This window comes from Ectopseudomonas khazarica (assembly GCF_017915135.1).
Classification (GTDB): domain Bacteria; phylum Pseudomonadota; class Gammaproteobacteria; order Pseudomonadales; family Pseudomonadaceae; genus Aquipseudomonas; species Aquipseudomonas khazarica.
On sequence record NZ_CP068551.1, the window covers coordinates 4,696,052 to 4,722,224 of the forward strand.

General features: G+C 66.6%; 23 protein-coding genes. 10 read left to right on the forward strand and 13 right to left on the reverse strand.

What is annotated here, in order from left to right:
* The first annotated feature begins 108 nt into the window (after positions 1-108).
* On the forward strand, positions 109-477 hold the full coding sequence (locus tag JLK41_RS22165; RefSeq protein ID WP_134676475.1) for a hypothetical protein: 369 nt from the start codon (positions 109-111) through the stop codon (positions 475-477).
* Positions 478-491: 14 nt separating this feature from the next.
* Here JLK41_RS22165 and JLK41_RS22170 read toward each other — a convergent pair whose 3' ends face one another.
* The 5 genes from JLK41_RS22170 to JLK41_RS22190 form a co-directional block, all read right to left on the reverse strand.
* The gene (locus tag JLK41_RS22170) at positions 492-2,117 is read right to left on the reverse strand and encodes a hybrid sensor histidine kinase/response regulator (RefSeq protein WP_210389821.1); all 1,626 of its coding nucleotides are present in this window, start codon (positions 2,115-2,117) and stop codon (positions 492-494) included.
* 201 nt (positions 2,118-2,318) lie between these two features.
* Positions 2,319-3,419: a GGDEF domain-containing protein gene (locus tag JLK41_RS22175; RefSeq protein ID WP_037056033.1), complete on the reverse strand. Its 1,101-nt coding sequence runs from the start codon at positions 3,417-3,419 to the stop codon at positions 2,319-2,321.
* An 83-nt stretch (positions 3,420-3,502) separates the two neighbouring features.
* Complete coding sequence (locus JLK41_RS22180) at positions 3,503-4,798, reverse strand: TRAP transporter large permease (RefSeq protein ID WP_037056035.1); 1,296 nt, start codon at positions 4,796-4,798, stop codon at positions 3,503-3,505.
* Positions 4,788-5,264, reverse strand: a complete 477-nt coding sequence (locus JLK41_RS22185) for a TRAP transporter small permease (RefSeq protein ID WP_037056038.1) — start codon at positions 5,262-5,264, stop codon at positions 4,788-4,790. Before JLK41_RS22185 ends, JLK41_RS22180 begins: the two co-directional genes overlap by 11 nt.
* 159 nt (positions 5,265-5,423) lie before the next feature.
* Positions 5,424-6,425 (reverse strand): DctP family TRAP transporter solute-binding subunit, encoded by a 1,002-nt coding sequence (locus JLK41_RS22190; protein WP_175254558.1) that lies wholly within the window; start codon positions 6,423-6,425, stop codon positions 5,424-5,426.
* 297 nt (positions 6,426-6,722) lie between these two features.
* On the opposite strand from JLK41_RS22190, the gene JLK41_RS22195 reads away from it, so the two are divergent.
* The 3 genes from JLK41_RS22195 to JLK41_RS22205 all read left to right on the forward strand — a co-directional run bounded on the left by JLK41_RS22195 (position 6,723) and on the right by JLK41_RS22205 (position 11,990).
* The gene (locus JLK41_RS22195) at positions 6,723-8,183 is read left to right on the forward strand and encodes a sigma-54 interaction domain-containing protein (RefSeq protein WP_210389822.1); all 1,461 of its coding nucleotides are present in this window, start codon (positions 6,723-6,725) and stop codon (positions 8,181-8,183) included.
* 737 nt (positions 8,184-8,920) lie between these two features.
* A complete protein-coding gene (locus tag JLK41_RS22200; protein ID WP_037056042.1) occupies positions 8,921-10,306 on the forward strand; it encodes a GntP family permease in 1,386 nt (461 codons plus the stop codon).
* A gap of 124 nt (positions 10,307-10,430) precedes the next feature.
* Complete coding sequence (locus tag JLK41_RS22205) at positions 10,431-11,990, forward strand: acyl CoA:acetate/3-ketoacid CoA transferase (RefSeq protein WP_210389823.1); 1,560 nt, start codon at positions 10,431-10,433, stop codon at positions 11,988-11,990.
* An 86-nt stretch (positions 11,991-12,076) separates the two neighbouring features.
* On the opposite strand, the gene speB is transcribed toward JLK41_RS22205, so the two are convergent.
* Positions 12,077-13,042, reverse strand: coding sequence for an agmatinase (speB, locus tag JLK41_RS22210; protein WP_210389824.1), 966 nt, complete (start codon positions 13,040-13,042; stop codon positions 12,077-12,079).
* A 28-nt stretch (positions 13,043-13,070) separates the two neighbouring features.
* Positions 13,071-14,144: a polyamine ABC transporter substrate-binding protein gene (locus JLK41_RS22215; RefSeq protein WP_210389825.1), complete on the reverse strand. Its 1,074-nt coding sequence runs from the start codon at positions 14,142-14,144 to the stop codon at positions 13,071-13,073.
* Between the two features lie 140 nt (positions 14,145-14,284).
* Here JLK41_RS22215 and JLK41_RS22220 point away from each other — a divergent pair, with 140 nt between their 5' ends.
* Together JLK41_RS22220 and JLK41_RS22225 are read left to right on the forward strand one after the other, a co-directional pair.
* Positions 14,285-15,178 (forward strand): LysR family transcriptional regulator, encoded by an 894-nt coding sequence (locus JLK41_RS22220; protein WP_210389826.1) that lies wholly within the window; start codon positions 14,285-14,287, stop codon positions 15,176-15,178.
* Positions 15,179-15,259: 81 nt separating this feature from the next.
* Entirely contained in the window at positions 15,260-15,817 is a 558-nt protein-coding gene (locus JLK41_RS22225) for an NADPH-dependent FMN reductase (RefSeq protein WP_047589086.1), read from the forward strand.
* 63 nt (positions 15,818-15,880) lie between these two features.
* On the opposite strand, the gene JLK41_RS22230 is transcribed toward JLK41_RS22225, so the two are convergent.
* The 3 genes from JLK41_RS22230 to JLK41_RS22240 are packed head-to-tail and all read right to left on the reverse strand — an operon-like array spanning position 15,881 to position 18,439.
* Positions 15,881-16,582 carry a type 1 glutamine amidotransferase family protein gene (locus JLK41_RS22230; RefSeq protein WP_175252735.1) on the reverse strand — a complete coding sequence of 234 codons (702 nt, stop codon included), beginning with the start codon at positions 16,580-16,582 and terminating at the stop codon, positions 15,881-15,883.
* Entirely contained in the window at positions 16,582-17,727 is a 1,146-nt protein-coding gene (locus tag JLK41_RS22235; protein WP_210389827.1) for an aspartate aminotransferase family protein, read from the reverse strand. Before JLK41_RS22235 ends, JLK41_RS22230 begins: the two co-directional genes overlap by 1 nt.
* Positions 17,720-18,439 carry an MOSC domain-containing protein gene (locus JLK41_RS22240; RefSeq protein WP_210389828.1) on the reverse strand — a complete coding sequence of 240 codons (720 nt, stop codon included), beginning with the start codon at positions 18,437-18,439 and terminating at the stop codon, positions 17,720-17,722. The genes JLK41_RS22235 and JLK41_RS22240 overlap by 8 nt, the downstream gene beginning before the upstream one ends.
* A gap of 102 nt (positions 18,440-18,541) precedes the next feature.
* On the opposite strand from JLK41_RS22240, the gene JLK41_RS22245 reads away from it, so the two are divergent.
* The 4 genes from JLK41_RS22245 (at position 18,542) to JLK41_RS22260 (ending at position 22,066) form a co-directional block, all read left to right on the forward strand.
* A complete protein-coding gene (locus tag JLK41_RS22245; RefSeq protein ID WP_037056049.1) occupies positions 18,542-19,429 on the forward strand; it encodes a LysR family transcriptional regulator in 888 nt (295 codons plus the stop codon).
* An 89-nt stretch (positions 19,430-19,518) separates the two neighbouring features.
* Complete coding sequence (locus JLK41_RS22250; protein WP_244976446.1) at positions 19,519-20,112, forward strand: TetR/AcrR family transcriptional regulator; 594 nt, start codon at positions 19,519-19,521, stop codon at positions 20,110-20,112.
* Positions 20,090-20,968: an alpha/beta hydrolase family protein gene (locus JLK41_RS22255; protein ID WP_037056051.1), complete on the forward strand. Its 879-nt coding sequence runs from the start codon at positions 20,090-20,092 to the stop codon at positions 20,966-20,968. The genes JLK41_RS22250 and JLK41_RS22255 overlap by 23 nt, the downstream gene beginning before the upstream one ends.
* 438 nt (positions 20,969-21,406) lie before the next feature.
* Positions 21,407-22,066 carry an endonuclease gene (locus JLK41_RS22260; RefSeq protein WP_037056052.1) on the forward strand — a complete coding sequence of 220 codons (660 nt, stop codon included), beginning with the start codon at positions 21,407-21,409 and terminating at the stop codon, positions 22,064-22,066.
* Positions 22,067-22,116: 50 nt separating this feature from the next.
* On the opposite strand, the gene hutC is transcribed toward JLK41_RS22260, so the two are convergent.
* The 3 genes from hutC to hutU all read right to left on the reverse strand — a co-directional run bounded on the left by hutC (position 22,117) and on the right by hutU (position 26,164).
* A complete protein-coding gene (gene hutC, locus JLK41_RS22265) occupies positions 22,117-22,827 on the reverse strand; it encodes a histidine utilization transcriptional repressor HutC (RefSeq protein ID WP_037056053.1) in 711 nt (236 codons plus the stop codon).
* A gap of 128 nt (positions 22,828-22,955) precedes the next feature.
* Positions 22,956-24,497 carry a histidine ammonia-lyase gene (gene hutH / locus JLK41_RS22270; RefSeq protein ID WP_037056054.1) on the reverse strand — a complete coding sequence of 514 codons (1,542 nt, stop codon included), beginning with the start codon at positions 24,495-24,497 and terminating at the stop codon, positions 22,956-22,958.
* The gene (gene hutU / locus JLK41_RS22275) at positions 24,494-26,164 is read right to left on the reverse strand and encodes a urocanate hydratase (RefSeq protein WP_210389830.1); all 1,671 of its coding nucleotides are present in this window, start codon (positions 26,162-26,164) and stop codon (positions 24,494-24,496) included. Before hutU ends, hutH begins: the two co-directional genes overlap by 4 nt.
* Positions 26,165-26,173: the final 9 nt, after the last annotated feature.

The following is a 26,173-nucleotide window of genomic DNA, read 5'->3' on the forward strand; positions in this document are numbered from 1 at the left end:
GGCGGCCACTAGTACACCCGTACTATTCCTGGCCTGTCAGCCCCTTCCTAGAATCGCGGATAACGCTTCGGCACTGGGCCGAGGCCTGGTGATCGAAGGGAATGTCCGATGAATATCAATGGAAGCCTGGGCTTGGTCCTAGGTGCTGCCGTGCTGACGGCGCTGACCGGCTGCCTGCCACAGAACACGCAGAGCCAGGGCCTGCAGAATGCCCAGATGGCCAATGACCCATGCGCCCCGAGCGCAACCAGCAGCCTGATCGAAACCGGTCGCAGCCTGCTGGACATGGCCAACACCGTGCTCGAGACGCAGCAGAGTTTCAACGGCAACTCCGCCACCTACACCCAGCGCATGCAGGTCGCGGAGAACGCCCAGCGGGTCAACCAGGGGCAGAACGTGCTGAACAACGTCGAGAAACTGGCCGGCGCCAACCAGCAACCCTGCGTAGCGCCCGCGCCAACCAGCGCAACGCGCTGATCAGGGTGTGGCGCTCAGGCGGCCTTGAGTTTCAGCTTCAGCGCCACCAGCAGCGAACGCAGTTCAGCAGGCTGCACCGGCTTCGACAGGATCGGCGTGTCGCCATCGCCCACCTGCTCCTGCACACGGCGTACGTCGTGCCCGGTCATGATGATTGCCGGCACCTCGCGTCCGCTGTGCCGGCGCAGGTGACGAATGCAGTCGGCGCCGGAGACTTCGGTGCCGAGGTCGAAGTCGGTCACCACCAGGTCGAAGTGCATCGACGCATCGGGCAACGCATCGAAGGTCGCCACCTCGCAGCCCCACTTGCGCAGCAGGGTCGCGGTCGCCAGCAGCACGTTCTGATCGTCCTCGATCAGGCACACGCGCAAGCCATCCAGCATCCTCGGCGCCTGGGCGCTGCCCGCGTGGATCGAGCGGCCTTCGCTCGGTGCCTCGACCCGCTGCAAGCCGTCGATCATCGCCCGCGTGCCTCGGCCCTCGACAGAGCGCATGCTCACCCGCAGGTCCATCAGCGTGCCCAGGCGCCTGACGATGGCGAGGCCCAGGCCCATGCCGTCGACGTCGCGGTCGCGCTCCTGACGCACGCGATAGAACTCGTTGAAGATGCTGTCGAGGTGGCCGACCGCGATGCCCCGGCCCCGGTCGTAGACCTCGATGGCAAGGCCCTGGCCGCGACACCGGCAGGCGATCAGCACCGGCTTGCCCGGCGCGTATTTCAGCGCGTTGGACAGCAGGTTCTGCAGCATGGTGGTGAGCAGCGCCGGATCTGCACGCACATGCAGTGGCGGGCAGTGCAGACGGATTTCGACCCCGGCCCAGCGCGTCGCCTCGGCATTCTGCTGGATGAGCTGCTGCAGCAGAGGACGCAGCTCCAGCGTCTCCATTCGCGGCACTACCTTGCCGCTGTCCAGCGAGTACATGTCGAGAATCGAGCGGAACAGGCGCGCGACGCTGTGCAGCGACTTGTCGATGTTCTCCACCAGGCGCCGCTGCTCGGCACCCAGGTTGCTGTCGCGCAGGCAGGCGGTGAACAGGCTGATGGAGTGAACCGGTTGCCGCAGGTCATGACTGGCCTGCGCGAGGAACTGCGACTTGGCCCGGTTCGCCGCCTGTTCGGCCTCGGCAGCCTCGCGTGAGCGTTTGAGCAGGGCGTGCATGTAGCCGGGGACCATGATCGTGGTGAGCAGCAAGGTGATCAGCAGATAAGGTTGCGAATGCCAGTAGCCGGTCAGCAACGCGATCCCCAGCAACGACAGCAACGCCATGAAGGTGGCCAGCAGCAGGTAGCCGGAGCCATAGCGCAGGCCGTAGCCGATGGTGCTCCAGATCAGCGTCGCATAGAGCGGCAGCATGGCTTCTTCGCCAGCGGCCATGACCAGCGTGATACCGCCGTAGTCGGTGAGCATGGTGATCAGCCGGCGGACTCGATAGTGGCCAGGACGCCGACCGATGTCGAGCCAGAGGAGCATCGACACGCTCCAGAAGAAGGCGATGAAGGCAAAGACCTTCCAGACCAGCTGCGGCTCGATCAGCCCGAACCGGTACAGCCCCACGAAGTAGCAGGAGGCAACCACCACGAAGATCAGGCGCACCCCGGCCTGGGCGCGCTCGGTGTCGTAGGAAACCGTCCTGGGCATGCTGGCACTCCCTGCTGATTGCAGCGCTTGTCGTTGTTCCGGCACCTTAGGCCGTAGCCATCGGGCGGTGCAAGGCGCTGCCAGGCAAACACCCGGGCACTAGTACAACTGCACTAGTGCCGGCCTGCCCCTGCCTGGAATCACGGACACTGCTGGGAAAGCTGAAGCGGGGTAATGCACGTGTACTGGCGATGCGCTCGCTCACAGGCGCACGTCGAACTTGTCCAGCAGCAGTTCCCCAGGAACGTCCGCGCTGACCAGTTGATTGCGCCCGCGCTGCTTGCCCCGGTACAGGCGGCGGTCGGCGCTGCGGTAGAGCTCGGCGGCGCTGCGTCCATCCGCTGGCCAGGCGGCCAGGCCGAAGGTGGCCGACAGCGCGATCAGCTGGCCGTCGTACTCCAGCGGCTGCTCGGCGACCTGCTCGCGGAGCAGCTCCACCAGCGGCTCGGCACCCGCACTGTCGGTGTGCCGCAGCAACAGGCCGAACTCCTCGCCGCCCAGGCGCCCGAGGAAATCGGTCACGCGCAGGCGTTGCTGGAGTATCTGGCAGATGTGCTGCAGGGCCATGTCGCCCGCCTCGTGCCCCCACTGGTCGTTGACCTGCTTGAAGTGGTCGACGTCGAGCAGCGCCAGCACCAGATGCCCGTTGCTGCGCTCGACCTCCTGGATGCTGCGCTGCAAGGCATGCTGGAAGCTGCCACGGCTGGCCACGCCGGTCAGCGAATCGGTCTGCGCCAGGCGCTCCAGCTCCTGATGGGCCTGCATGCGCAAGCCATCGTAGATATGCACGAAGACCAGGATGAGGACACCGCACAGGGCCGCATTGCCCAGGTCGATCAGGCCACGGGTATCCAGGTTCAGGCGGTTGTCGGCGAAGTACAGCAACAGGCCGGCGAGCATGAACGGCGCGGTCAGCAGGAAGGCGCGCTGCTTGCCCAGCAGCAGGTAGGCCAACAGCGGGATCATGTACAGCCAGACGAACGCCGCCGCTGAGGCATCCGGCATGACGATGATGTAGAGGATGAAACAGAAGGTCGGGACCAGGTACAGGTAGATCCACAGGTTGAGGTGGCGCGCCCGCCCGATGCGGCTGGCGCCGAACAGCAGCAACGCGGTGCACAGCACTTCGAGGATGGCGAACGGGTAGTTGCCGGCCAACGCCTGCAGCACGGAAAAGCCACCCAGGGTCAGCCCCGTTGCCAGCAGGATGGTGCGCATCAGCGCACGCTTGCCCGACTCACGCAGCCCTTCGCAGTGCTCCGTGCCTACATCCCTGTGCTCGTTATAGTCACCATCGCCCATGTTCTTGCCCAGCGGTACCGCCCTCAGTGGTGCGCAGCCCCCCGCTGCGCACCATCTGCCAACTATAGACGCTGTCGCGCCTTTTACACCGCGTAACCCAGCACTCGCGGCAACCACAGGGCGATTTCCGGGAAGATCGCCACCAGCAGCAGGGCACTGGACATCACCACCACGAACAACGCGGCCCAGCCCACGGTCTGTTCGAGGCGGATCTTGGCGACCTCGGCCGTGACCATCAGGTTGATCGCCACCGGAGGGGTGAACTGGCCGATGGCGATGTTCATCGCCAGCAGGATGCCGAACCACACCGGATTCCAGCCGAAGTGCTGCATCACCGGGATGAGGATCGGCATCAGGATCAGGTAGATGGAAATCGCATCGAGCAGCATGCCCGCCAGCAGCACGGCGAGCATCACCAGTGCCAGCAACACCCAGCCGTTGTCCGACAGCGAGATCAGCCATTCGGCCAGGTGGCGGAAGGTGCCGAGCATGGTGCCGGCCCAGGCGAAGATGCCGGCCAGGGCGATGATCAGCATGACCACCCCCGAGATCACCGCCGCCTCGCCACACAGGCGCCAGAGGCCGCGCCAGTCCAGCTCGCGGGTGAGGAACAGGCCGACCAGCACGCCGTAGGTGACACCGGCCACCGCCGCTTCGGTCGGGGTGAACAGGCCGCTGCGCAGCCCGCCGAGGATCAGCACCGGAGCGAACAGCGCCGGCAACGCCTGCTTGAAGCTTTCCCCCAGTGCCGGGCGCTCGCCCTGCTCCGGGGACTCCCAGCCGTAGCGGCGCGACAGCAGCCAGGCCGGCAGCAGCAGCACCAGGCCGGCGATGATGCCGGGGAACAGACCGGCGGCGAACAGCGCGCGCAGGTCCACGCCGGGCACCACGATGGAGTAGAGGATCAGCGCGATCGACGGCGGGATCAGGATCGCCGTGGACGCCGAGGCTGCGATCAGGGTGGCCGAGAACGGCTTGGGATAGCCTGCCCGGGTCATGCTCGGCAGCATCACCATGGCCACCGCAGCGGCATCCGCCGGACCGGAGCCGCTCATGCCGCCCATGATCAGGCACACCAGCACCGCCACCAGTGCCAGGCCGCCATGACGCGGGCCGATCAGCGCCTGGGCGAAGCGCACCAGGCGCAAGGCCACGCCGGCCTTCTCGAACACCAGGCCGGTGAGGATGAACAGCGGAATGGCGATCAGCGGGTACTTGGCCACGCCGTTGTAGGTGTTGGTACCCAGGGTGGCGAGCATGTCCGGCGACAGGCCGGCGATGATGCCGATGGCGCCGGACAGCCCCAGGGCAAAGGCCACCGGCACACCGAGCGCCAGCAGCACGACGAAGCTGAGGATCAACCAGAGATCAGGGCTCATCGCTGATCCTCCCGCGCAAACGATCCAGGGTCATCTGGCTCAGGCGCACGAACACCAGCAGCGCCAGGATCGGCAGCCACACCACGTACCACCAGTTGGGCAGGCCGAGCCCCGGCGACTGCGACTCCCACTGGTATTCCTCCCAGGCGAACTGGCCACCGAACCAGCACACCAGCCCCAGTACCAGCACGCCGGCCAGCCACTGCAGCAGGATCAGCGGCGTGCGCAGGCGCGGGAACAGGCGCTCGAGCAGGCCGATACGGATGTGCCGGTTGCTGCGCATGGCCACGCTGGCGCCGGCGAAGGTCAGCACCACCAGCAGGAACACCGAGATTTCCTCGGTGAACGCGAAAGAAGCATCGGTGAAATAACGCACCACGACGTTGGCCAGGCTGATCAGACTGATGATCACCAGGGCCAGGGTGGCGAGCGCGCGCTCCAGTGGCGCGTCGACTTGCTTGCTCATAAGAACCTCGAACGACCGGCTCGGCGTGATTCAGCGGAAGGGCGGCCCTCTCCCCCAGCCCCTCTCCCATGAACGAGAGAGGGGAGCGGATCGGTATCGCACGGCAGCCCCGCAGCAGCACGCCGCAAAGCCCTTGGGCTTGCGGTCAGATGAAACGGATCAGGGCTGGGCCACGGCCTTGCGCGCGGCGTCCATCAGCGCATCGCCGATACGCGGTGCCCATTTCTCTTGCACGCTGGCAGTGGCCTCGACGAACGCGGCACGCTCGGCCTCGCTCAGTTCGATCACCTCTACGCCACGCTCGCGGATGTCTGCCAGACGCTGGGCCTGGGCATTGCGCGACAGCTCGATCTCCCACTTGCCGGCATCGCGCGCGGCCTGGCTGAGCAGCTCGCGGTCGGCTTCCGGCATGGCTTTCCAGACGCGCTGGTTGACCGCGAAGATCAGCGGGTCGGCCATGTAGTTCCACAGGGTCAGGTACTTCTGGCCGACCTGGTCGATCCGCGCCACGTCGAACACCGACAGCGGGTTTTCCTGGCCGTCCACCGCACCGGTGGTCAGCGCCGGCTTGGCGTCGGCCCAGCTCATCTGCGTGGGGTTGGCGCCGAGGGCGGTGAAGGTGTCCTGGAACAGCGGCGAGCCGACCACACGGATCTTCAGGCCCGCCAGGTCGGCCGGGCTGCGTACCGGCTTGGCCGAGTTCGACAGCTGACGAAAGCCGTTCTCGCCCCAGGCCAGCGGCACAATGCCGCGCTGCTCGATGGCGGCGAAGGCCAGCTTGCCGCCTTCACCCTGGGTGATGGCGTCGAGGTCGGCGTCGTTCTGCATCAGGAACGGCAGGGAGAACAGGTTGAGTTCCGGGACCTGCGGCGACCAGTTGATGGTCGAACCCACGGCCATGTCGATCAGGCCGGAGCGCATGGCGGAGAACTCCTTGGTCTGATCGCCAGCCACCAGTTGCGCATTGGGGTACACGCGCAGGGTGATGCGCCCTTCGGAGCGTTCGTTGACCAGGTCGGCCCACTTCTGTGCGGCCTGGCCCCAGGGGAAGGCATCCGACAGGACCGTGGACACGGAGTATTCGCGTGCCTGCGCGGTGGCGCACAGGGCAGTCAGCGCAGCGCCGGCGGCGAGCGCGGAAAAGAGTCGCTTGAGTTTCATCGGGGCGTCCTTGTATGGATCTTGGTCGTTGTCGTTGTGGCACCGGGCAAGGGTGCGGATCCAGCGGCGAGCGGATGGCTCGCCTGGCGCGCCAGGTTGGCACGCGAGAGGGACACGGCAGGTGTCACGACTGCCGGGCAGGCCTTGTGGGCGATCGGCAGGTGCCAGCGGGTTACGCATAGCCGCCTAACTATTCCAGAAGCGCGCGCCGAATGCCATTGTCCGATGTCCGTCGACGTTGCCCGCTGGCAGCGCCGCCAACCATAATCAGCGGCTTGTGACTTCGGATATTCGCCCATGGCCATCTCTCGCGACGACCTCGACCAGCACGGCCTGATCATCGGTGTGTCGCCCGAGCGTTTTCGCGCGGTGGCCATGCCGCTGCTGTTCGACCACCTGAACGCCCAGTGCGAGGGCACCATCGCGGTCAATCGCCAGGCACGTATCGTCTGGATCAACGACAAATACGCGCAGAAGGTCGGCATCGCCGATCCGCGCACCGCGCTGGGCAAGGAGATCGAGGAAGTGCTGCCGGCCAGCCGCCTGCGCGAGGTGGTCGAGAGCGGCCAGCCGAGCATGCTCGACCTGATGGCCTTCGGCAGCGAACACTTCGTGGTCACCCGCATCCCGCTGCGCGACGAGGACGGCACCCTGGTCGGTGCGCTGGGTTTCGTCCTGTTCGACCGCGCCCGCCATCTCAAGCCGCTGATGGCCAAGTACAACAACCTGCAGAGCCAGTTGCTCGCCACCCAGCACGAACTGGCCAAGGCCCGTCGGGCGCGCTACACCATCGCCGGGTTCATCGGCGCCAGCGCCGCGGCCAGCGAGGTCAAGCGCCAGGCCCGGCGCGCCGCGCAACTGGACGCCACGGTGCTGATCCGCGGTGAGACCGGCACCGGCAAGGAGCTGCTGGCCCAGGGCATCCACAACCTGTCGCCACGGGCCAACGGCCCCTTCGTCGCGGTCAACGTCGCCGCGATTCCGGAAACCCTGGTCGAGGCCGAGCTGTTCGGCACCGCGCCGGGCGCCTTCACCGGCGCCGAGCGCAAGGGGCGCATCGGCAAGTTCGAGGTGGCCAACGGCGGCACGCTGTTCCTCGACGAGATCGGCGACCTGCCGCTGCCGTTGCAGGCCAAGCTGCTGCGTGTGCTGCAGGAACAGGAGGTCGAGCCGCTCGGTTCCAACCAGGTCAAACCGCTGAACGTGCGGGTGATCGCCGCCACCCATATCGACCTGGAGGCCAAGGTCGCCGCCGGGCAGTTCCGCGACGATCTCTACTACCGCCTCAACGTGCTGGCCCTGCGCGTGCCACCGCTGCGCGAACGGGCCAGTGACATCCCCGCACTGATCGAACACCTGCTCGATGACCTGGCCAACCGTTCCGGCCTAGCGCCGCTGGAACTGACAGACGACGCACTGGCGCTGCTCTGCGCCCAGCCCTGGCGCGGCAACGTGCGAGAACTGCGCAACCTGCTGGAGCGGGCTCAACTGGCGCTGGATGGCCGCCTGGATGGTGAAACCCTGCGTGGCCTGCTGGTGGACCCGGTAGCGCCGAGCGAGCCGGGGCCCGTTGCGCCGGTGATGGCGAGCCCGGCGAGGACGCTGGCCGAACAGCTGGCGCAGGTCGAACGCCAGGCGCTGCAGGCGGCACTCACGGCCGCCGCCGGCAATCGCCAGCAGGCCGCCGAACGCCTGGGAATATCCCGCGCCGGGTTCTACGCCAAGCTGGCGCAGCATGGCCTCGGACGCAGGGGCTGAGCGGGCCAGTTGTGGGAGCGGTCACTGGCGGGTTGCACCCGCCCTACGCATTTGGCGTATGCACCCGCCCGACACAGTCACCGTAGGAGCGGCTTCAGCCGCGATGCTCTTTCACAGCCCTTCGCGGCTGAAGCCGCTCCTACAGAGATCATTGCCAACCACAGCTACGTAGCCCGGATGAAATCCGGGGAGCAGGCGCCACAATGGCCCCGGATTGCATCCGGGCTACGGCGCTTCAGAGAATCGGTAACTGGCGGGTTACACCAGCCCTACGCATTCGTCGTATGCATTCGCCCTACACAGTCACCGTAGGAGCGGCTTCAGCCGCGATGCTCTTTCGCCACCCCTTCGCGGCTGAAGCCGCTCCTACAGAGATCGTTGCGCCCCACAGGTACGTAGCCCGGATGAAATCCGGGAGCAGGCACCGCGATGGCCCCGGATTACATCCGGGCTACGGCGCCACCAAGTATCCAGATTTCTGGAATACCTACTCGCACAAGTCCATGAATCTGGACTAAATCCATGAATCTGGACACTCATTCACCAACATCCACCACGCCGATGCCTGCCACACCCGCCTGAAATCCCCAGCCACAGGCCTTTGCGCCCTTTCGACCAAAGTCTCACCCGAGACTGGCACGACTCTGGCTCTATAGCCGTCAAGGGCGCACTGCCGCATACGCGCCTGCTCATACAACGGCCCAGCGCCGCTAGAACAACAACAAAAGGAATCACCCATGGGTACCCTCGGTATTCTGCTGTCGCTCGCATTGTTGATGTACCTCGCCTATCGCGGCATCAACGTCCTCATCCTTGCCCCGCTCCTGGCCCTGCTGGCACTGCTGTTCGCTGGCGACATCGGCCTGCTGCTGCCCACCTACACCCAGGTGTTCATGAAGGCCATGGGCGGCTACGTGATCCAGTTCTTCCCGTTGTTCCTGCTGGGCGCCCTGTTCGGCAAGCTGATGGATGACTCAGGTTCGGCGCGCGCCATCGCCCACGGCATCGTCGCCAAGGTCGGCAGCGAGCGCGCCATCCTGGCCATCGTGCTGGCCTGCGGCATCCTCACCTACGGCGGCGTGTCGCTGTTCGTGGTGGCCTTCGCCGTGTACCCGATCGGCGCCGCGCTGTTCCGTGAAGCGGGCATTCCCAAGCGCCTGATCCCCGGTGCCATCGCCCTCGGCTCGTTCACCTTCACCATGACCGCGCTGCCCGGTACGCCGGCGATCCAGAACGCCATCCCCAATCCCTTCTTCGGTACCGACGCTTTCGCCGCGCCGGGCCTGGGCGTGATTGCCGGGCTGATCATGTTCGGCCTCGGCACCTGGTGGCTCACCGCACAGTCGCGCAAGCTGATGGCGGCAGGCGAAGGCTACGGCGAACACCGTGACGATCCGGTCGTCGAAGAGCGCCGCGACATTCCCGGCTTCTGGCTGGCGCTGCTGCCGATCTTCGTGGTGATCGGCCTGAACTTCCTGATGGCCAAGCAGATTCTCCCGGCGGTGGACACCAGCTACCTGGCCAAACCGGAGTTCGGCGGTCTGCAGGATGCCAGGTCGCTGATCGGCATCTGGTCGATCATCGTCGCCCTCGGCGTGGCCATCGTGCTGCTCATCGGCCTGCACTGGAAGCGCTGGATGGACCTGAAGAAGAGCGTCAACGACGGCGCCTTCGGCTCCATGCTGCCGATCCTCAACACCGCCGCCGAGGTGGGCTACGGCACGGTGATCGCATCGCTGGCCGGCTTCGTCGTCATCCGTGACCTGGTGCTGGGCGTCTCGAGCAACCCGCTGATCTCCGAAGCGGTGGCGGTGAACATCCTCGCCGGCATCACCGGCTCGGCGTCCGGCGGCATGTCCATCGCGCTGAAGACCCTCGGCGAGCAATACCTGACCCTGGCCACCGCCGCCGGCATCAGCCCCGAGCTGCTGCATCGCGTCGCCGCCATGGCCTCCGGCTGCATGGACACCCTGCCGCACAACGGCGCGGTGATCTCGCTGCTGGCGATCTGCAAGCTCACGCACCGCGAGTCGTACAAGTTCATCTTCGTCAACACCGTGGCCTTCCCGATGATGGCCCTGGCCGTGGTGATCACCCTGGGCACCCTGTTCGGCAGTTTCTGACGAGGCAGGTGAAGCCTGCACTCAGGCACGGAGGGTTGACGTACAGCGGTACGCAGCCCTCCCCGCCTGGGCGCAGGCAGCTCCCCGTAGCGCAATGTGTTCAATCGTTTTTCGAGTACCTGCCATGAGCAAGATCATGACCGCCGCCGCCGCCGTGGCGCGCATCCCGGACAACGCCAACCTGGCCACCGGTGGTTTCGTCGGCATCGGCTTCGCCGAGCAGATCGCCATCGCTCTGGAGCAGCGCTTTCTCGCCGAGCAGGCGCCGCGCGACCTGACCCTGGTGTACGCCGCCGGGCAAGGCGACGGCAAGGGTCGCGGCCTCAACCACCTGGCCCACGAGGGCCTGGTGCGCCGTGTGATCGGTGGCCACTGGGGTCTGGTGCCGGGGCTGCAGAAGCTGGCCGTGGACAACCGCATCGAGGCCTACAACCTGCCGCAGGGGGTGATCTCCCAGCTGTTCCGCGACATCGCCGCCGGCAAGCCGGGGCAGCTGTCGCGTGTTGGCCTGGGCACCTACGTCGACCCGCGGCATGGTGGCGGCAAGCTCAACGCGCGCACCACCACCGACCTGGTGCGGCTGATGCCCATCGACGGCGAGGACTACCTGTTCTACCCCAGCTTTCCGGTGCATGTCGGCGTGGTCCGCGCCACCAGTGCCGATGCCGACGGCAACCTCAGCTTCGAGCGCGAGGCGCTGACCATCGAGAGCCTGGCCATCGCCATGGCCGCGCGCAACAGCGGCGGCCTGGTCATCGCCCAGGTCGAGCGCGTGGTCGAACGTGGCTCGCTCAACCCGCGCCAGGTGAAGATTCCCGGCATCCTGGTGGACTGCGTGGTGGTGGCCGAACCCGCCAACCACCAGCAGACGTTCGCCACCGCCTACAACCCGGCCTTTGCCGCAGAAACCCGGGTACCGGTGAACAGCCTGGCGCCCATGCCGCTGGACGTGCGCAAGCTGATCGCCCGCCGTGCGGCGCTGGAGCTGCAGGCCGGGGCGGTGGTCAATCTCGGCATCGGCATGCCCGAGGGCGTCGCCGCGGTGGCCGCCGAAGAAGGTGTGATCGAACGCCTGACGCTCACCGCCGAACCCGGTGTGATCGGTGGCGTGCCGGCTTCGGGCCTGGATTTCGGCGCCGCCAGCAACCACAGCGCGCTGCTCGACCAGCCCTACCAGTTCGACTTCTACGACGGCGGCGGCCTGGACATCGCCTTCCTCGGCCTGGCCCAGGCCGACGCGGCGGGCAACCTCAACGTGTCCAAGTTCGGTTCGCGCCTGGCCGGTGCCGGTGGCTTCATCAACATCAGCCAGAACGCCAAGCAGGTGGTGTTCGTCGGCACCTTCAGCGCCGGCAAACAGGACATCCGCATCGAGGATGGCCAGCTGCGCATCGTCGAGGATGGCGACGTGCGCAAGTTCGTCGGCGAAGTGGAACACCGCACCTTCGCCGGCCAGCTGGCTGCCGAACGTGGCCAGCCGGTGCTCTACGTCACCGAGCGCTGCGTGCTGCGCCTGACCCGTGCGGGCCTGGAACTGATCGAGGTGGCACCGGGCGTGGACATCGACCGCGACATCCTCGCGCGCATGGACTTCGCCCCCATCGTGAACCAGCCCAGACTGATGGATGCACGACTGTTCAGGCCCGATCCCCTCGGGCTGGCCCACTCACTGGGCACTCTTTGAGCGTGAACTTGCGGGCCTGAACGGGCCCGTTTTTTTGCCCGGACCCAGCGCGCCTTGCAGGACGGCCCCCGCCTCACCGCTCCACCCTAGGTCTCTTCACCCAGCTTATGCCGCGCGGCGTACAGGCAGATCATCTCCATCGCCAGAGTGGCTGCGGCCAGCGCGGTGACCTCGGCGTTGTCGTAGGGTGGCGCCACCTCGACCACATCCATGCCGACCAGGTTGATACCGCGCAGGCCACGCAGGATCTCCAGCGCCTGATGACTGGAAAGCCCTCCGCAGACCGGTGTGCCGGTGCCAGGGGCGAAGGCCGGATCGAGACAATCGATATCGAACGTCAGATAGACCGGGTGCTCGCCCACCCGTGCACGAATGAGCTCGGCGATCTGCTCCGGCGTGCTGCGGTGCACTTCGCGGGCATCGAGCACCTGGAAGCCCATGACGTCATCGTTGGTGGTACGCAGGCCGACCTGTACCGAACGCGCGGGGTCGACAAGGCCCTCACGCGCGGCGTGATAGAACATGGTGCCGTGGTCGATGCGCTGGCCCTCCTCGTCTGGCCAGGTATCGCTGTGCGCATCGAAGTGAATCAGCGCCAGCGTGCCGTGTTTCTTCGCATGCGCCTTGAGCAGTGGATAGCTGATGAAGTGATCGCCCCCCAGGGTCAGCAGCGCACTACCCGCGTCGAGGATGCGCGCTGCGTGCGCCTCGATCGCCGCCGGGGTGTCCTGCGGCGTGCCATGGTCGAAGTAGCAGTCGCCGTAGTCGACACAGGCAAGCAGGTCGAACGGGTCGAACTCCCAGGGAAAATGCCGCGCCCAGGCCGACTGGATCGAAGCGGCACGGATCGCCCTCGGGCCGAAGCGGCTACCGGGACGGTTGGTGGTGGCGGTGTCGAAGGGCACACCGCTGATGGCCAGGTCCACACCCGCGAGATCGCGGCTGTAGCGCCGGCGCATGAAGCTGGTGATGCCGGCGTAGGTGGGTTCGGCGGCAGTCCCGTAGAGACTGTCGCGGGTGATGGCCTGGTCGTTGTCGAAGGCTTGGTCCATGGTGGCTCTCGCTCTCTCGGGTAAGTACTCAGTACTGGCTGCGGAACGCCGTCCACAGGCGGGTGCGCCGGCGCTGCTCGCGCAGACTCAGCACCTGCTCGGCGAACAGGCGCTCGCGCACCGCCTCGGGCGGGTAGATATCCGGGTCGCTACGCACCGCATCGTCGAGCAATGGGGTGGCGGCACGGTTGGCATTGGCGAAGAACAGTTCGTTGGTCAGCTCGGCGATTGCCGCCGGCTGCAACATGAAGTCGATGAAGGCGCGGGCGTTCTGCGGGTGTGGCGCGTCCGCCGGGATGGCCATGGTGTCGAACCAGATCAGCGTGCCTTCGCGCGGAATGCGGTAGAGCACCTCGAAGGGCTGCCCGGCCTCGGCGGCGCGTGCGGCAGCCATGCCGGCATCGCCGGTGTAGGTCAGCGCCAGGCAGGTTTCGCCTCTGGCCAGGTCATCGATCTGCCGGGCACTGCCGACGTAGCGCAGGTTGGGTTGCAGCGCGGCGAGCAAGGCGCTGACGGCCTCCAGGTCTTCGGCCCGAGCGCTGTAGGGCGACTTGCCCAGGTAGTTGAGGGCAACGGCGATCACCTCCTGCGGCGAGTCGAGCACGGAGATGCCGCAATCCCTGAGCGCAGTGGCGTATTCGGGCTTGAACAGCAGGTCGAGGCTGTCCAGCGCCACACCGGGCAGGCGCTGCTCCACGGCCTGCCTGTTGATGGCCAGCCCGACCGTGCCCCAGGTGTAGGGCACGCCGTACTGGTTACCGGGATCGACACTGGCCAGCTTGGCCAGCAGTTCGGGGTCGAGGTTGACGGCGTTCTGCAGCGTCCCGACCGGCTGCAGCGCCCTGGCCTGGATGGCGCGCGACAGACCGCTGGATGCGGGGAACACGACATCGTAGCCACTGCCCCCGGTCATCAGCTTGCTTTCCAGCACATCGGTGCTGTCGAAGGTGTCGTATTTGACGCGAATGCCGGTCTCGGCCTGGAAGCGCTGGAGCGCCTGCGGTGCCACGTAGTCGGCCCAGTTGTACAGATTGAGCTGCCGGGGCTCCGCCATCAGGGGCATGGCGACGACCAGGAGCAACAGGCTTGCAGCAAGACGCATGGTTCTATCCTCGGGCAGAGTCGGTTGGCCGTACCTCTCTGGTGGAGGCTGGGATGTCTGCATCCTGCGCGCAGCGTTGCTTCGGATAAATACGAAGTGTTCTACTCCAACATCGACCGTCATCAATGTATGGAGACGCCATGCTCAACCAGCTGCGCGACCTCGACCTGCAGCTGCTGCGGCTGTTCGTCACCGTGGTGGAAAGCGGCGGCTTCAGCGCCGCGCAGGGTGAACTGGGCGTTGGCCAGTCGACCATCAGCACACAGATGGCCAAGCTGGAGACACGCCTCGGCTTTCGCCTGTGCGAACGTGGCAAGGCGGGGTTTCGCCTGACCCCCAAGGGTGAACAGGTGCTGGCCGCCACACGCAAACTGTTCGCCGCCATCGAGACGTTCAAGGGCGAGGCCCAGGGCATGGCCGACATGCTGCTCGGTGAGCTGCGCATCGGCCTCTCCGAAGCCCTCTCGGACGAGGTGCTGGAGCGTATCGCTGAGGCCATCGGACGCTTTCGCCAGCGCAACCAGGCGGTGCAGATCGAACTGCTCAGCGCCATGCCCGCCGAGCTGGAGCGGCGCCTGCTGCAGGACCAGCTGCAACTGGCCATCGGCTATTTCTCCGGCAGCCAGACGGCACTGGACTACCAGCCGCTGTTCGCCGAACGCCAGCGTCTGTACTGCGGCCGCCAGCACCCGCTGTTCGAACGGCAGACGCTGAGCGTCGATGACCTTCGGGGCTGCGACCGCGTGGTGCACCCCTACCGTTTCATCGCCGCCGACGAGCCCTGGCAGGGCGGCACCAGCAGCGCACGCTGCGAACAGGTGGAAGGGAGCCTCGCGTTCATCCTCTCGGGGGCTCACCTGGGCTACCTGCCCGAGCACATCGCAACCCCCTGGGTAGCCCGTGGTAGCCTGCGCGCACTCCCCGGCGACTGGGATTTCAGCGTGTGCTTTCGCCTGGCGAGCCACCGTGGCCATACCGCCAGCGAGGCGCAAAAGGCCTTCGCTGAAGACCTGTTGCACGGCTTCTCCGAATGACCCCGCACGCCCCCGGCACCGCCTGAAACATCCGGGGTCTATAGTGGTGATTCCTTCCTCACCACGCCTTCTGGAGTACACATGAGCAAGACTTACAACGTCGCCGTGCTGGTCGGTAGCCTGCGCAAGGCCTCCATCAACCGCAAACTGGCCCTGGCCCTGGCCGACCTGGCACCCGCCTCGCTGAACCTGGAGATCGTCGAGATCGGCGACCTGCCGCTGTACAACGAAGACGCCGATGGCGACAGCGCACCCGCTACCTATGCGCCTTTTCGCAGCAAGCTGAAGGCAGCCGACGCGGTGCTGTTCGTCACCCCCGAGTACAACCGCTCGATCCCCGGTGCGATGAAGAACGCCATCGATGTCGGTTCGCGCCCCTACGGCCAGAGCAGTTTCAGCGGCAAGCCCGGCGCCGTGCTCAGCGCCTCGCCCGGTGCCATTGGCGGCTTCGGCGCCAACCATCATCTGCGCCAGTGCCTGGTGTTCCTCGACGTCCATGTGCTGCAGCAGCCGGAGGCCTACCTTGGTGGCGCCGGCAGCTTCTTCGATGACAACGGCAACCTCAGCGACGGCATCAAGCCGTTCCTGCAGAAGTTCATAGACGCCTACGCGGCCTGGGTCGCGAAACAGGTCGGCTGACGGCAGAAGAAAACACGCCCCGGCGGTAGAACGGGGCGTCGCGACAGACTCGCAAAAGGGTGTTCAGGTCATGTGGGCATGAGCACCCGAGAGATAATCGAGCACGCGAAACAGCGTGGCGTTGGCCGAGGCGGCGTGTGGCGCGCCGTCACGAATGGCGGCGATGTCCTGTGTACTGGAGCGCCCCGGTTCGGCCGCGTCCTGCTGCAGGCGCTCGTCCAGGCTGGCGCCGTCGCACTCCAGCTGACACAGCAAACCGATGGCCCGCTCCTGCCAGACGAAGCCCTGCAGCTCGGCGACGGGCGAGCCGTACAAGGCGATGGCGCCGTGCGGCAGGCTGCAGGTCTCGCGCTGCCAGTGCAGCGCCAGCAAACGCGGCGGCAGCATGCGCCCAAGCGGTGACTGGCGTGACGACGCACATTTCTCCAGCTGCCACCAGCCAACCTGCACGTCCGTATCGGCATGCTGGATACGTGCGCCCAGCGCTTCAGCCAACAGCAGGGCTCCCAGACCACTGCCGAAGACCCGCTTGCGCGCCAGCAAGGCACGGTGGATCAGGCGCTTCTCGGCGGACATCCACAGGTGATGGCGCTCGTCGTGCACGCTCAGCGCACCGTCGAGCAGCATCAGCAGGTCGAACTCATCCAGCCCCGGCAGCGGGGCGCCAGCGTACAGCCGGTGCCAGCTGACCTGGTGCCCGTCCAGCCAGCGGTCCAGCGCCGCAGGGCCGGCACTGGGCGTGTGTTGCAGCAGCGCGATACGCATCAGGCGACCTCCTCACAGCGCTGTTCGACTCGTCGCAATGCCCGGCCCAGACGCCTGAGCATTTCCTCGACATTGCCATGGCTCACCGTCAGGGCCGGCGACAGGCGCAGGCACTCGTCGCCCGCCACCCCCAGCAGCAGCCCCTGCTCCCGGGCCGCCCGCTGCACGACGCGCGCACGCTGTCCGATCAATGGCAGGCCGAGCATCAACCCGTGCCCCCGCAGCGGCCCATGAGCATGACGCCGCGCCAGATGGGCCAGCCCCTCGCGCAGGTGTTCGGCCACCTCACGTGTCTGCGCGAAGAAGCTGCCATCGAGCACGGCACCCAGCACCGCGACACCGGCCACCGTCAGCAATGCCTCGCCCGGACAGGCCTGCGGCAGTGCATCGGCAGCCGCGTTGGCGATCCGCCCACGCGCCAGCACGGCCGCCAGCGGCAGGCCGCCCGCCAGGGCACTGCCCAGCGTGAATAGGTCGGCGCGCACGCCGTACAGCTCCTCGGCCAGCAGTGCGCCACAACGTCCCATACCACTGCTGCTTTCATCGAGGATCAGTACGGCGCCCTGCTCGCGGCATAGCCGCTGCGCGCCTTGCAGGTATTCCAGTGTCGCCGGCACCACGCCCCTGGCGAGCTGCAGCGGCTCGATCAGCACCGCGGCGCAGCGCAGATCGACCACCGCCGCCAGAGCCTCGAGGTCATTGAAGGGGACGCGCAGCACACGCGTCGCCCCGAGTTGCGCGGGCAGTTCGACGTGGCTGCCGTCGAGCACTACCAGGGTGTCGGCGGCGGGGTTCTGTTCCGCCGCCCATTGCAGCGCCAGGCGCACCGCCAGCCCGTTGGCTTCGACCGGGCCGCTGCAGAACGCCACGCGTTCGCTGCCGGTCGCCTCGCACAGGCGCGCCGCCAGCTTGAGCTGACCACGGCTGCAGTACTGGCGACCGGGGCTGACCAGCAACTCGGCCTGCCGCCGCAGTGCATCGAGCAGCAACGTCGGGCTGTGCCCCAGGCTGTTGCCGCCCATGCCCTGCTCGAAATCCAGATAGGCCCTGCCTTCGGCATCCCACAGCCAGGAACCCTGGCCGCGCACGAACACTGGCGCGGCACGTTCACCCATCAACTGCAGGCGCGCCATGCTGTCACGCATAACGACGCCCACCCTCGGCCACCACACCCTCCAGCGGCACACCCTGCAGGCGTGCCGACCAGTCCTCCAGGCGCCCGCTGCGCAGGCGCTGCGCCGAGATCTCGCGCCAGCGTGCGGAGAGTGCCGGGCACAGCTGCAGCTGCTGCAGGCCGGCGCGTTCCATGGGGAAGTGGTAGAAATGCTGCAGCGCCTGCGCCACGCTGAGGCTCGGGTAGCTGCGCTGGACCAGCTCGAAGGGCATCTCGGCACTGACGAACCCTGGCCTGAGCACGCGGTAGAACCAGCCGCAGCGGCCACTGTCCTGTACCGCCCTGGCCAGTTCCGGGTTGGCTCCCGGGCGGTTGAGGCGATAGCAGGGCGAGCGCGGCTGGCTCACCTGCAACAGCACGTTCCCCCAGCGGAAGATATCGCCGATGCACACCTGCTCCTCGCTCAGTCCGCGACTGGAAAGGTTTTCCCCGAAGCTCGACAGCGGCCACTGCAGCTCGGGGTGATGCGAGCGCCAGTAGGCATAGTGCTCGCTCGGCAAGTGGTGCAAGGCGCGCTCCGGCCCGCCATGGAAGCGTGCGTCGCCCTGTTCGTCCTGGCCCAGCCCCTGGGGCCACAGCCACAGACGGTGCTCAGCCCGCTGCTTGCAGCGCGCGGCACTGAGGCCACCGCCAATATCTTCAGCTTTACCTATGAATACACCCAGGATCTCGACCTGCTTCACCGACCGCTCCGGCCTTATCGGCTGTTGATCATGCGGCTAGACTAGGGAGCATCGGGCCATTTTGACATTTCGATTTCCCTGCTTGATTCATAATCAGAACTTATGGATTTTCGCCAACTCCGCTATTTCGTCGCGCTCTACGAGGAAGGTCACGTCGGCCGTGCCGCCGAGCGCCTGAGCATTTCTCAACCGGCGCTGTCGCAGCAGATCCGCCAGCTGGAGGGCGATCTGGATGTCGGCCTGTTCCAGCGCAATGGCCGACGCCTGCTGCCGACGCTCGCCGCGCATACGCTGTACAACCACGCGGTGCCGCTGCTGGACGGCATGGAGCGGGCCCGCGAGGCGCTGCGCAGCTTTCGTGGGCCGGGGCCGCGCAGCCTGTCCATCGGCGTGTTGCAGACGGTCAATGCCAGCCTGGTGCCGCTGCTGCTGGAGCGCCTGCAGCAGGCGCAGCCACAGCTGGTGGTGAAACTCTTCGAGCTGTCCGGCGTGGACATCGAACGGCGCCTGCTCAGCGGCGGTCTGGACATCGGCATCGGCTTCCTGCCGCCGCGCCAGCCGGGCCTGCACAGCCTGGCGCTGTACGAGGACGAACTGCAGCTGGTGGTGCAGGACGATCATCCGCTGCGCGACTTCCGCAAGGTTTCGCTGAGCCAGGCGGCGGAACTGCCGATGCTGCTGCTCGGTGAAGAGTTTCGCGTACGCCAGATCTGGCAGGAACAGCTCGCCCTGCTCGGCCGCCGGCCCCAGGTACAGGCCGAGCTGAACCACATGAACGGCATCCTCGACAGCCTGCCACACACCACGCTGGCCAGCGTGCTGCCAGGCCGCGCGCGGCAGATGCACGCTCATCACGGGCTGCTCTGGAAGCCCCTCAGCGAGCCGCGCATTCCCCTGCAGGTGGGCCTGGTCTACCGCGACGCACAGCGCCAGCAGGCGATGATCGACCTGCTGCGCAGCGCACTGGACGGCGCCTGGGAAACACCCTGACCTCAAGCGTGATTGCCGATATGCCCTCACCCACGGCCTGAATGACACTCGCCACTAGACCGACCGGTCTACATAATTCAGCCATGAACATGAGCACACGTGACAAGCTGATCGACGCCATGATCGACGCCCTGCAGCGCAAGGGCCTGCATGGTGTCGGCCTGAGCGAACTGCTGGCCAGCGCCGGCGCTCCCAAGGGCAGCCTCTACCACCACTTTCCGGGCGGCAAGAGCGAACTGGCGGTCGCCGCCATCGAACGCGTCGGCCAGCGCGCGGAGAAGGCCTTCGCCACGCTCTTCGAGCGCCAGCCCGACCCGCTCGATGCCCTGGCCACCTGGCTGCACGGCGCCCTCGACCAGTTGCAGGGCAGCGCTTTCGAGAGTGGCTGCCCGCTGGCCGCCGTGGCCCTGGAAAGCGGCCCGGCCGACAGCGAGATTCGTGCAGCCCTGGCCAACGCCTTCAGCGCCATTCGCCAAGCCCTGCAGCAGCAGTTGCAACGCCACGGCTACCCACAGCCGGAGGGGCTCTCCGCCCTGTTCGTCGCACTCTACGAAGGCGGCCTGCTGCAAGCACGCGCCGCCGACAGCAGCGAACCACTGAAACAGGCCGCTACCACCCTGCTCCACCTGACCCGCCAGCAGCACACGGAGGCCAGCCAGCATGACCGCATCCATTCGCAGTGAAACCCTGTCCCTGCTCGCCCTCGACGACTACCCGTTGACGGCGACGCGCTACCACGCCGAACAGCCGCACGCGCAACTGCTGATCGCCGGTGCCACCGGCGTGCCGCAGGGTTTCTACCGGCGCTTCGCCGAGCATGCCGCGCGCCGCGGCTTCAATACCCTGACCCTGGACTACCGTGGCGTCGGCCAATCCAGGCCCGCCACCCTGCGCGGTTTCGAAATGGATTATCTGGACTGGGCGCACCTCGACCTGGCTGCGGCAGTCGACCAGCACCGGCATGCCGAACGGCCGCTGTACATGATCGGCCACTCGTTCGGCGGGCACGCCTTCGGCCTGCTGCCCAACCATGATCAGGTCGCCGGCTTCTACACCTTCGGCACCGGCGCCGGCTGGCATGGCTGGATGCCCAGGGCCGAGCAGGTGCGTGTACTGGCCATGTGGCGGCTGATCGGCCCGCTGATGACGCGCTACAAGGGCTACCTGGCCTGGAGCAAGCTGGGCATGGGTGAAGACCTGCCAATGGGCGTCTACCGGCAGTGGAAACGCTGGTGCCGCTACCCGCGCTATTTCTTCGACGACCCGCAGATGCCGGGCCTGGCCGAACGCTTCGCCCAGGTCGTCACCCCCGTGACGGCGCTCAATACGCTCGATGACCTGTGGGCACCACCGGCCTCGCGCGACGCCTTCATGGCCGCCTACGTCAATGCGCCGTACCAGGCGCGCACGCTCGATTCCCAGGCCGAGGGGCTGGGCAATGTCGGTCACATGGGCTACTTCCGTCCGGCCGCGCAGCGCCTGTGGGACGAGACGCTGGACTGGTTCGAGCAATTGCAGGCCGAGCGGCAGGCGGCGTGAGCGCCACGCGACGGCGCCGTCGCTGCATCAGCGTGTGACGATTGCCGTTGCGGAAATTCGAAAGCCGGAAAAAAGAAAACCCCGCGATTGCGGGGCCTTGCAGACTGTTGTCCTGACATCCTTGATCTGCTCACCGTCCTGGTGGCTGTCCAGTGTGTCCCTGTTCGTTTGTGCGCTTCCTGCGCTGAATCCATGGAAAGAAGAGTACGCCCGTACCTGAAACACCGACAGTGGTGATAATCGGGACATCATGTAAGCCATGACTTACACGCTTTCACCCCGCAGTTGAGGCCACGCTGCGGCGCCCGTTGCCACGCGCCTCAGGGTCCGTTGCGCACCTTGCAAGTGCTGGCGCAATGCCTCGTGCTTTTGTGACGCACGTCTTGCTAGACTTCACTTTGTCCTACAAGCCCCCCCCCCGACAATGGCAGCCAAAGCATGCGTACGGTCATCCTGTTTCTGGGTTGCCTGGCAACCTGTGTCAGCGTTTCCGCTCTGGGCAGCGGGCAAAGTCAGTTGGGCAACGTCAAGCAAGCCATCGACCAGGCGTTCTGGCAGAGCCTCTATGGCAATGGCGGTACCACGCTGTATTGCGGCAAGGCGTTCGAGAGTGGCGGCGGCGCACTCACCGCCAGCCCGATCTACAGCAGCAAGCAGCTCAAGAGCGCCATGCGCTGCGTGACCGATCGTCAATGCACGATCATGAACCCGCGCTATCCCTACATCGCTGCCGACCTGCACAACCACTACCCGGCCCTGACCCGGGTGGAGCTGGTCAGACGCAATGCGCAGTTCGGCGAGCTGGGTGACGATGTATCGAGCAAGTTCGCCGATATCGGCTGCGACATGAAGAACAGCTTCCAGCTGGTCGAGCCGCGCGACGAAGCCAAGGGCAATATCGCCCGGGCGATCTTCTACATGCACGTGGAATACGACCTGCCCATCGTCGGCCTGATACCGATGTTCAAGGCCTGGCACCGCCTGGACCCGCCCGATGCCGACGAGAGGGCGCGCAATGACAGGATCGAGGTGCTGCAAGGCACGCGCAACCGCTTCATCGACGACCCGGACCTGGTGGATCAGTTGATCGGCGACTGAGCCGACGCAGCGGCAAGCGCCTTGAGCGCGGCAGGACGGCTGCGGATCGCCTAGCTCCTGCGCTTGTGCAGCGAACGCAGCTTGTAGCGCTCGCCCGGATGGATCAGGCGCGCATAGCTGATCAGATGGTCACCCGACCAGGTCCGCCGGATGACGCTCAGGCAGGGCATGGCGGGGTCGATCTGCAACTGCTCGGCGGTACGCGCATCCACCAGCACGGCCTCGACCACATGCTCGACATCGGACATCGGGCTACTCGCCACCAGCACCTCGTTGGGCGTGCGCTGGCTGAAGTCGGTCTGCAGGTAGTCCGGCACCCAGCGCGGATTGACGAAGCGATCCTCCAGCTGGATCGGCAGGCCATCCTGCAGGTGCACCAGCACGCTGTGAAACACCTCGGCCCCCAGGCGCACGCCCAGGCGCAAGGCGACCTCGTCGTCTGCCGCGATGGCCTCGCAGCGCAGCACCTGGTTGGAATAGGCATGGCCGCGACCACGCACTTCACTGGCGATGTTCATCACCTCGTGCAGCGGCGATTCGGCCTTGCGGTCGGTGACGAAGGTGCCCAGGCCGGCCTGGCGTACCAGGTAGCCCTTCTGCACCAGATTCTGGATCGCCTTGTTGGCGGTCATGCGGCTGACGGAGAAATCGCGGGCCAGCTGCTCTTCCGGCGGAATCTGGTGATTGACCGGATAAGCACCGCCGTGAATGCGTTCGAGCAGAAAATCCTCGATGGCCTTGTAGCGCGGGGTGGTGGTCACGAAAGCTCCTTGGTGAATCCGGCTGCGCGGATGATAACGCGACAACCGCCGTTCGCTGTAGGAGCCGGCTCGCCGGCGCCAGGCGTGTGGGCCTGATCGCCTGCGAGCGGGCTCCTACAGGGCCTGGATCAACCCACGGAAGGCAGCATCCCGGCCGGCAGCAGGGGCGTCAGCACCCGCTCGGCCAGCAGCTCGTTGGCCGCGGCGATGTCCGGCGCGAAGAAGCGATCCTCGACGTAGTACGGTACCTCGCCGCGCAGGATTTCCCGCGCCTGCTCCAGCGCCGGAGTGCTCTTCAGGCCTTCGCGGAAGTCCAGGCCCTGGCAGGCGCCCAGCCACTCGACGGCGAGCACACCACGGGTGTTGGCGGCCATTTCCCACAGGCGCTTGCCGGCGCCGGGCGCCATCGACACATGGTCTTCCTGGTTGGCCGAGGTCGGCAGGCTGTCGACGCTGTGCGGGTGGGCCAGGGCCTTGTTGTCGCTGGCCAGCGCCGCGGCGGTGACCTGGGCGATCATGAAGCCGGAGTTGACCCCGCCATTGGCCACCAGGAACGGCGGCAGCTGCGACATGTGCTTGTCCATCATCAGCGAGATACGACGCTCGGACAGCGAACCGATTTCGGCGATGGCCAGGGCGATGTTGTCGGCGGCCATGGCCACCGGCTCGGCGTGGAAGTTGCCACCGGAGATGACTTCGCCTTCGGCGGCGAACACCAGCGGGTTGTCCGATACCGCGTTGGCCTCGACGCCCAGCACCTCGGCCGCCTGGCGCAGCTGGGTCAGGCAGGCGCCCATGACCTGCGGCTGGCAGCGCAGCGAATACGGGTCCTGCACCTTGTCGCAGGCCTCGTGGGAGCGGCCGATCTCGCTGCTGTCGCCGAGCAGGTGACGGTAGGCCACGGCGGCATCGATCTGTCCGCGCTGGCCACGGGCAGCGTGAATGCGTGCGTCGAACGGCGAACGCGAACCGAGCAGTGCCTCGACGCTGAGCGCGCCGCAGACGCTGGCAGCGGCGTACAGGTCTTCACCCTCGAACAGCCCGCGCAGGGCGTAGGCGGTGGACACCTGGGTGCCATTGAGCAGGGCCAGGCCCTCCTTGGCGGCCAGGGTCATCGGCTCCAGGCCGGCCACGGCCAGCGCCTCGGTGGCCGACAGCCACTCGCCCTTGTGCCGTGCCTGGCTCTCGCCGAGCAGCACCAGGGACATGTGCGCCAGCGGCGCCAGGTCGCCGGAGGCGCCTACCGAGCCCTTGAGCGGAATGTGCGGGTAGACCTCGGCGTTGACCAGGGCGATCAGCGCGTCGATCACCTTGCGCCGGATGCCGGAGAATCCGCGCGCCAGGCTGTTGATCTTCAGCACCATGATCAGGCGCACCATGGCGTCGCTGAGCGGCTCGCCGATACCGGCCGCGTGCGACAGCACCAGCGAGCGCTGCAGTTTTTCCAGGTCATGGCTGGCGATGCGGGTCGAGGCCAGCAGACCGAAGCCAGTGTTGATGCCATAGGCGGTGCGGCCCTCGGCGATGATGCTTTCGACGCAGGCGACGCTGGCGTCGATCGCCTGATGGGCGCTCGGGTCCAGGGTCAGGCGCACCGGAGCCTGGTAGACGGTGCGCAGGTCGGCCAGGGTCAGCTGGCCAGGATTCAGGTTCAGGGCAGTCACGTTCATTCTCCTTTGCCGATCATCGGCAGGTTCATACCCTGCTCGCGGGCACAATCGATGGCGATCTGGTAACCGGCATCGGCGTGACGCATTACACCAGTACCGGGGTCGTTGGTCAGCACACGGGCGATACGGGCGGCGGCCTCGTCGGTACCGTCACAGACGATCACCACGCCGGAGTGCTGGGAAAAGCCCATGCCCACGCCGCCACCGTGGTGCAGCGACACCCAGGTGGCACCGCTGGCGGTGTTGAGCAGGGCATTGAGCAGCGGCCAGTCGGACACGGCATCGGAGCCATCGGCCATCGCCTCGGTCTCGCGGTTGGGGCTGGCCACCGAACCGGAGTCGAGGTGGTCGCGGCCGATCACCACCGGCGCGGACAGCTCGCCACTGCGGACCATTTCGTTGAACGCCAGGCCGAGCTTGGCACGCAGGCCCAGGCCGACCCAGCAGATGCGCGCCGGCAGGCCCTGGAAGCTGATGCGCTCGCGGGCCATGTCCAGCCAGCGGTGCAGGTGCTCGTCGTCCGGGATCAGTTCCTTGACCTTGGCGTCGGTCTTGTAGATGTCCTCGGGGTTGCCGGACAGCGCCGCCCAGCGGAACGGGCCGACACCACGGCAGAACAGCGGACGGATGTAGGCCGGCACGAAGCCCGGGAAGTCGAAGGCGTTGGCCACGCCCTCTTCCTTGGCCATCTGGCGGATGTTGTTGCCGTAGTCGAAGGTCGGCACGCCCATCTTCTGGAAGTCGAGCATGGCCTGCACGTGCACGGCCATCGACTGCTTGGCCGCCTTGACCACTGCGGCCGGGTCGGTGGCGGCGCGGTCCTTGTACTGCTCCCAGGTCCAGCCGATCGGCAGGTAGCCATTGAGCGGATCGTGGGCGCTGGTCTGGTCGGTGACCATGTCCGGGCGCACGCCACGCTTGACCAGCTCCGGCAGGATCTCGGCGGCGTTGCCCAGCAGCGCGACGGAGATGGCCTTGCCTTCGGCCGTGTACTGGGCGATGCGCGCCAGGGCGTCATCGAGATCGCTGGCCTGCTCGTCGACGTAGCGGCTGCGCAGGCGGAAGTCGATGCTCGACTGCTGGCACTCGATGTTCAGCGAGCAGGCACCGGCCAGAGTCGCGGCCAGCGGCTGGGCGCCGCCCATGCCACCGAGACCGGCGGTGAGTACCCAGCGGCCCTTGAGGTTGCCGTCGTAGTGCTGGCGACCGGCCTCGACGAAGGTCTCGAAGGTGCCCTGGACGATGCCCTGGCTGCCGATGTAGATCCAGCTGCCGGCGGTCATCTGGCCGTACATGGCCAGGCCCTTGGCATCCAGCTCGTTGAAGTGTTCCCAGTTGGCCCAGTGCGGCACCAGGTTGGAGTTGGCGATCAGCACGCGCGGCGCGTCCTTGTGGGTGCGGAACACGCCGACCGGCTTGCCCGACTGCACCAGCAGGGTTTCGTCGTCGTTCAGCTCCTTCAGGGTTTCGACGATCTTGTCGAAGCATTCCCAGTTGCGCGCGGCACGACCGATGCCGCCGTACACCACCAGCTCCCTGGGATTCTCGGCCACGTCCGGGTCGAGGTTGTTCATCAGCATGCGCAGCGGCGCTTCGGTCAGCCAGCTCTTGGCATTCAGCTGGGTACCGCGCGGAGCGCGGATTTCGGTGTCGCGGAACTTGGTCATGTTGCGGGC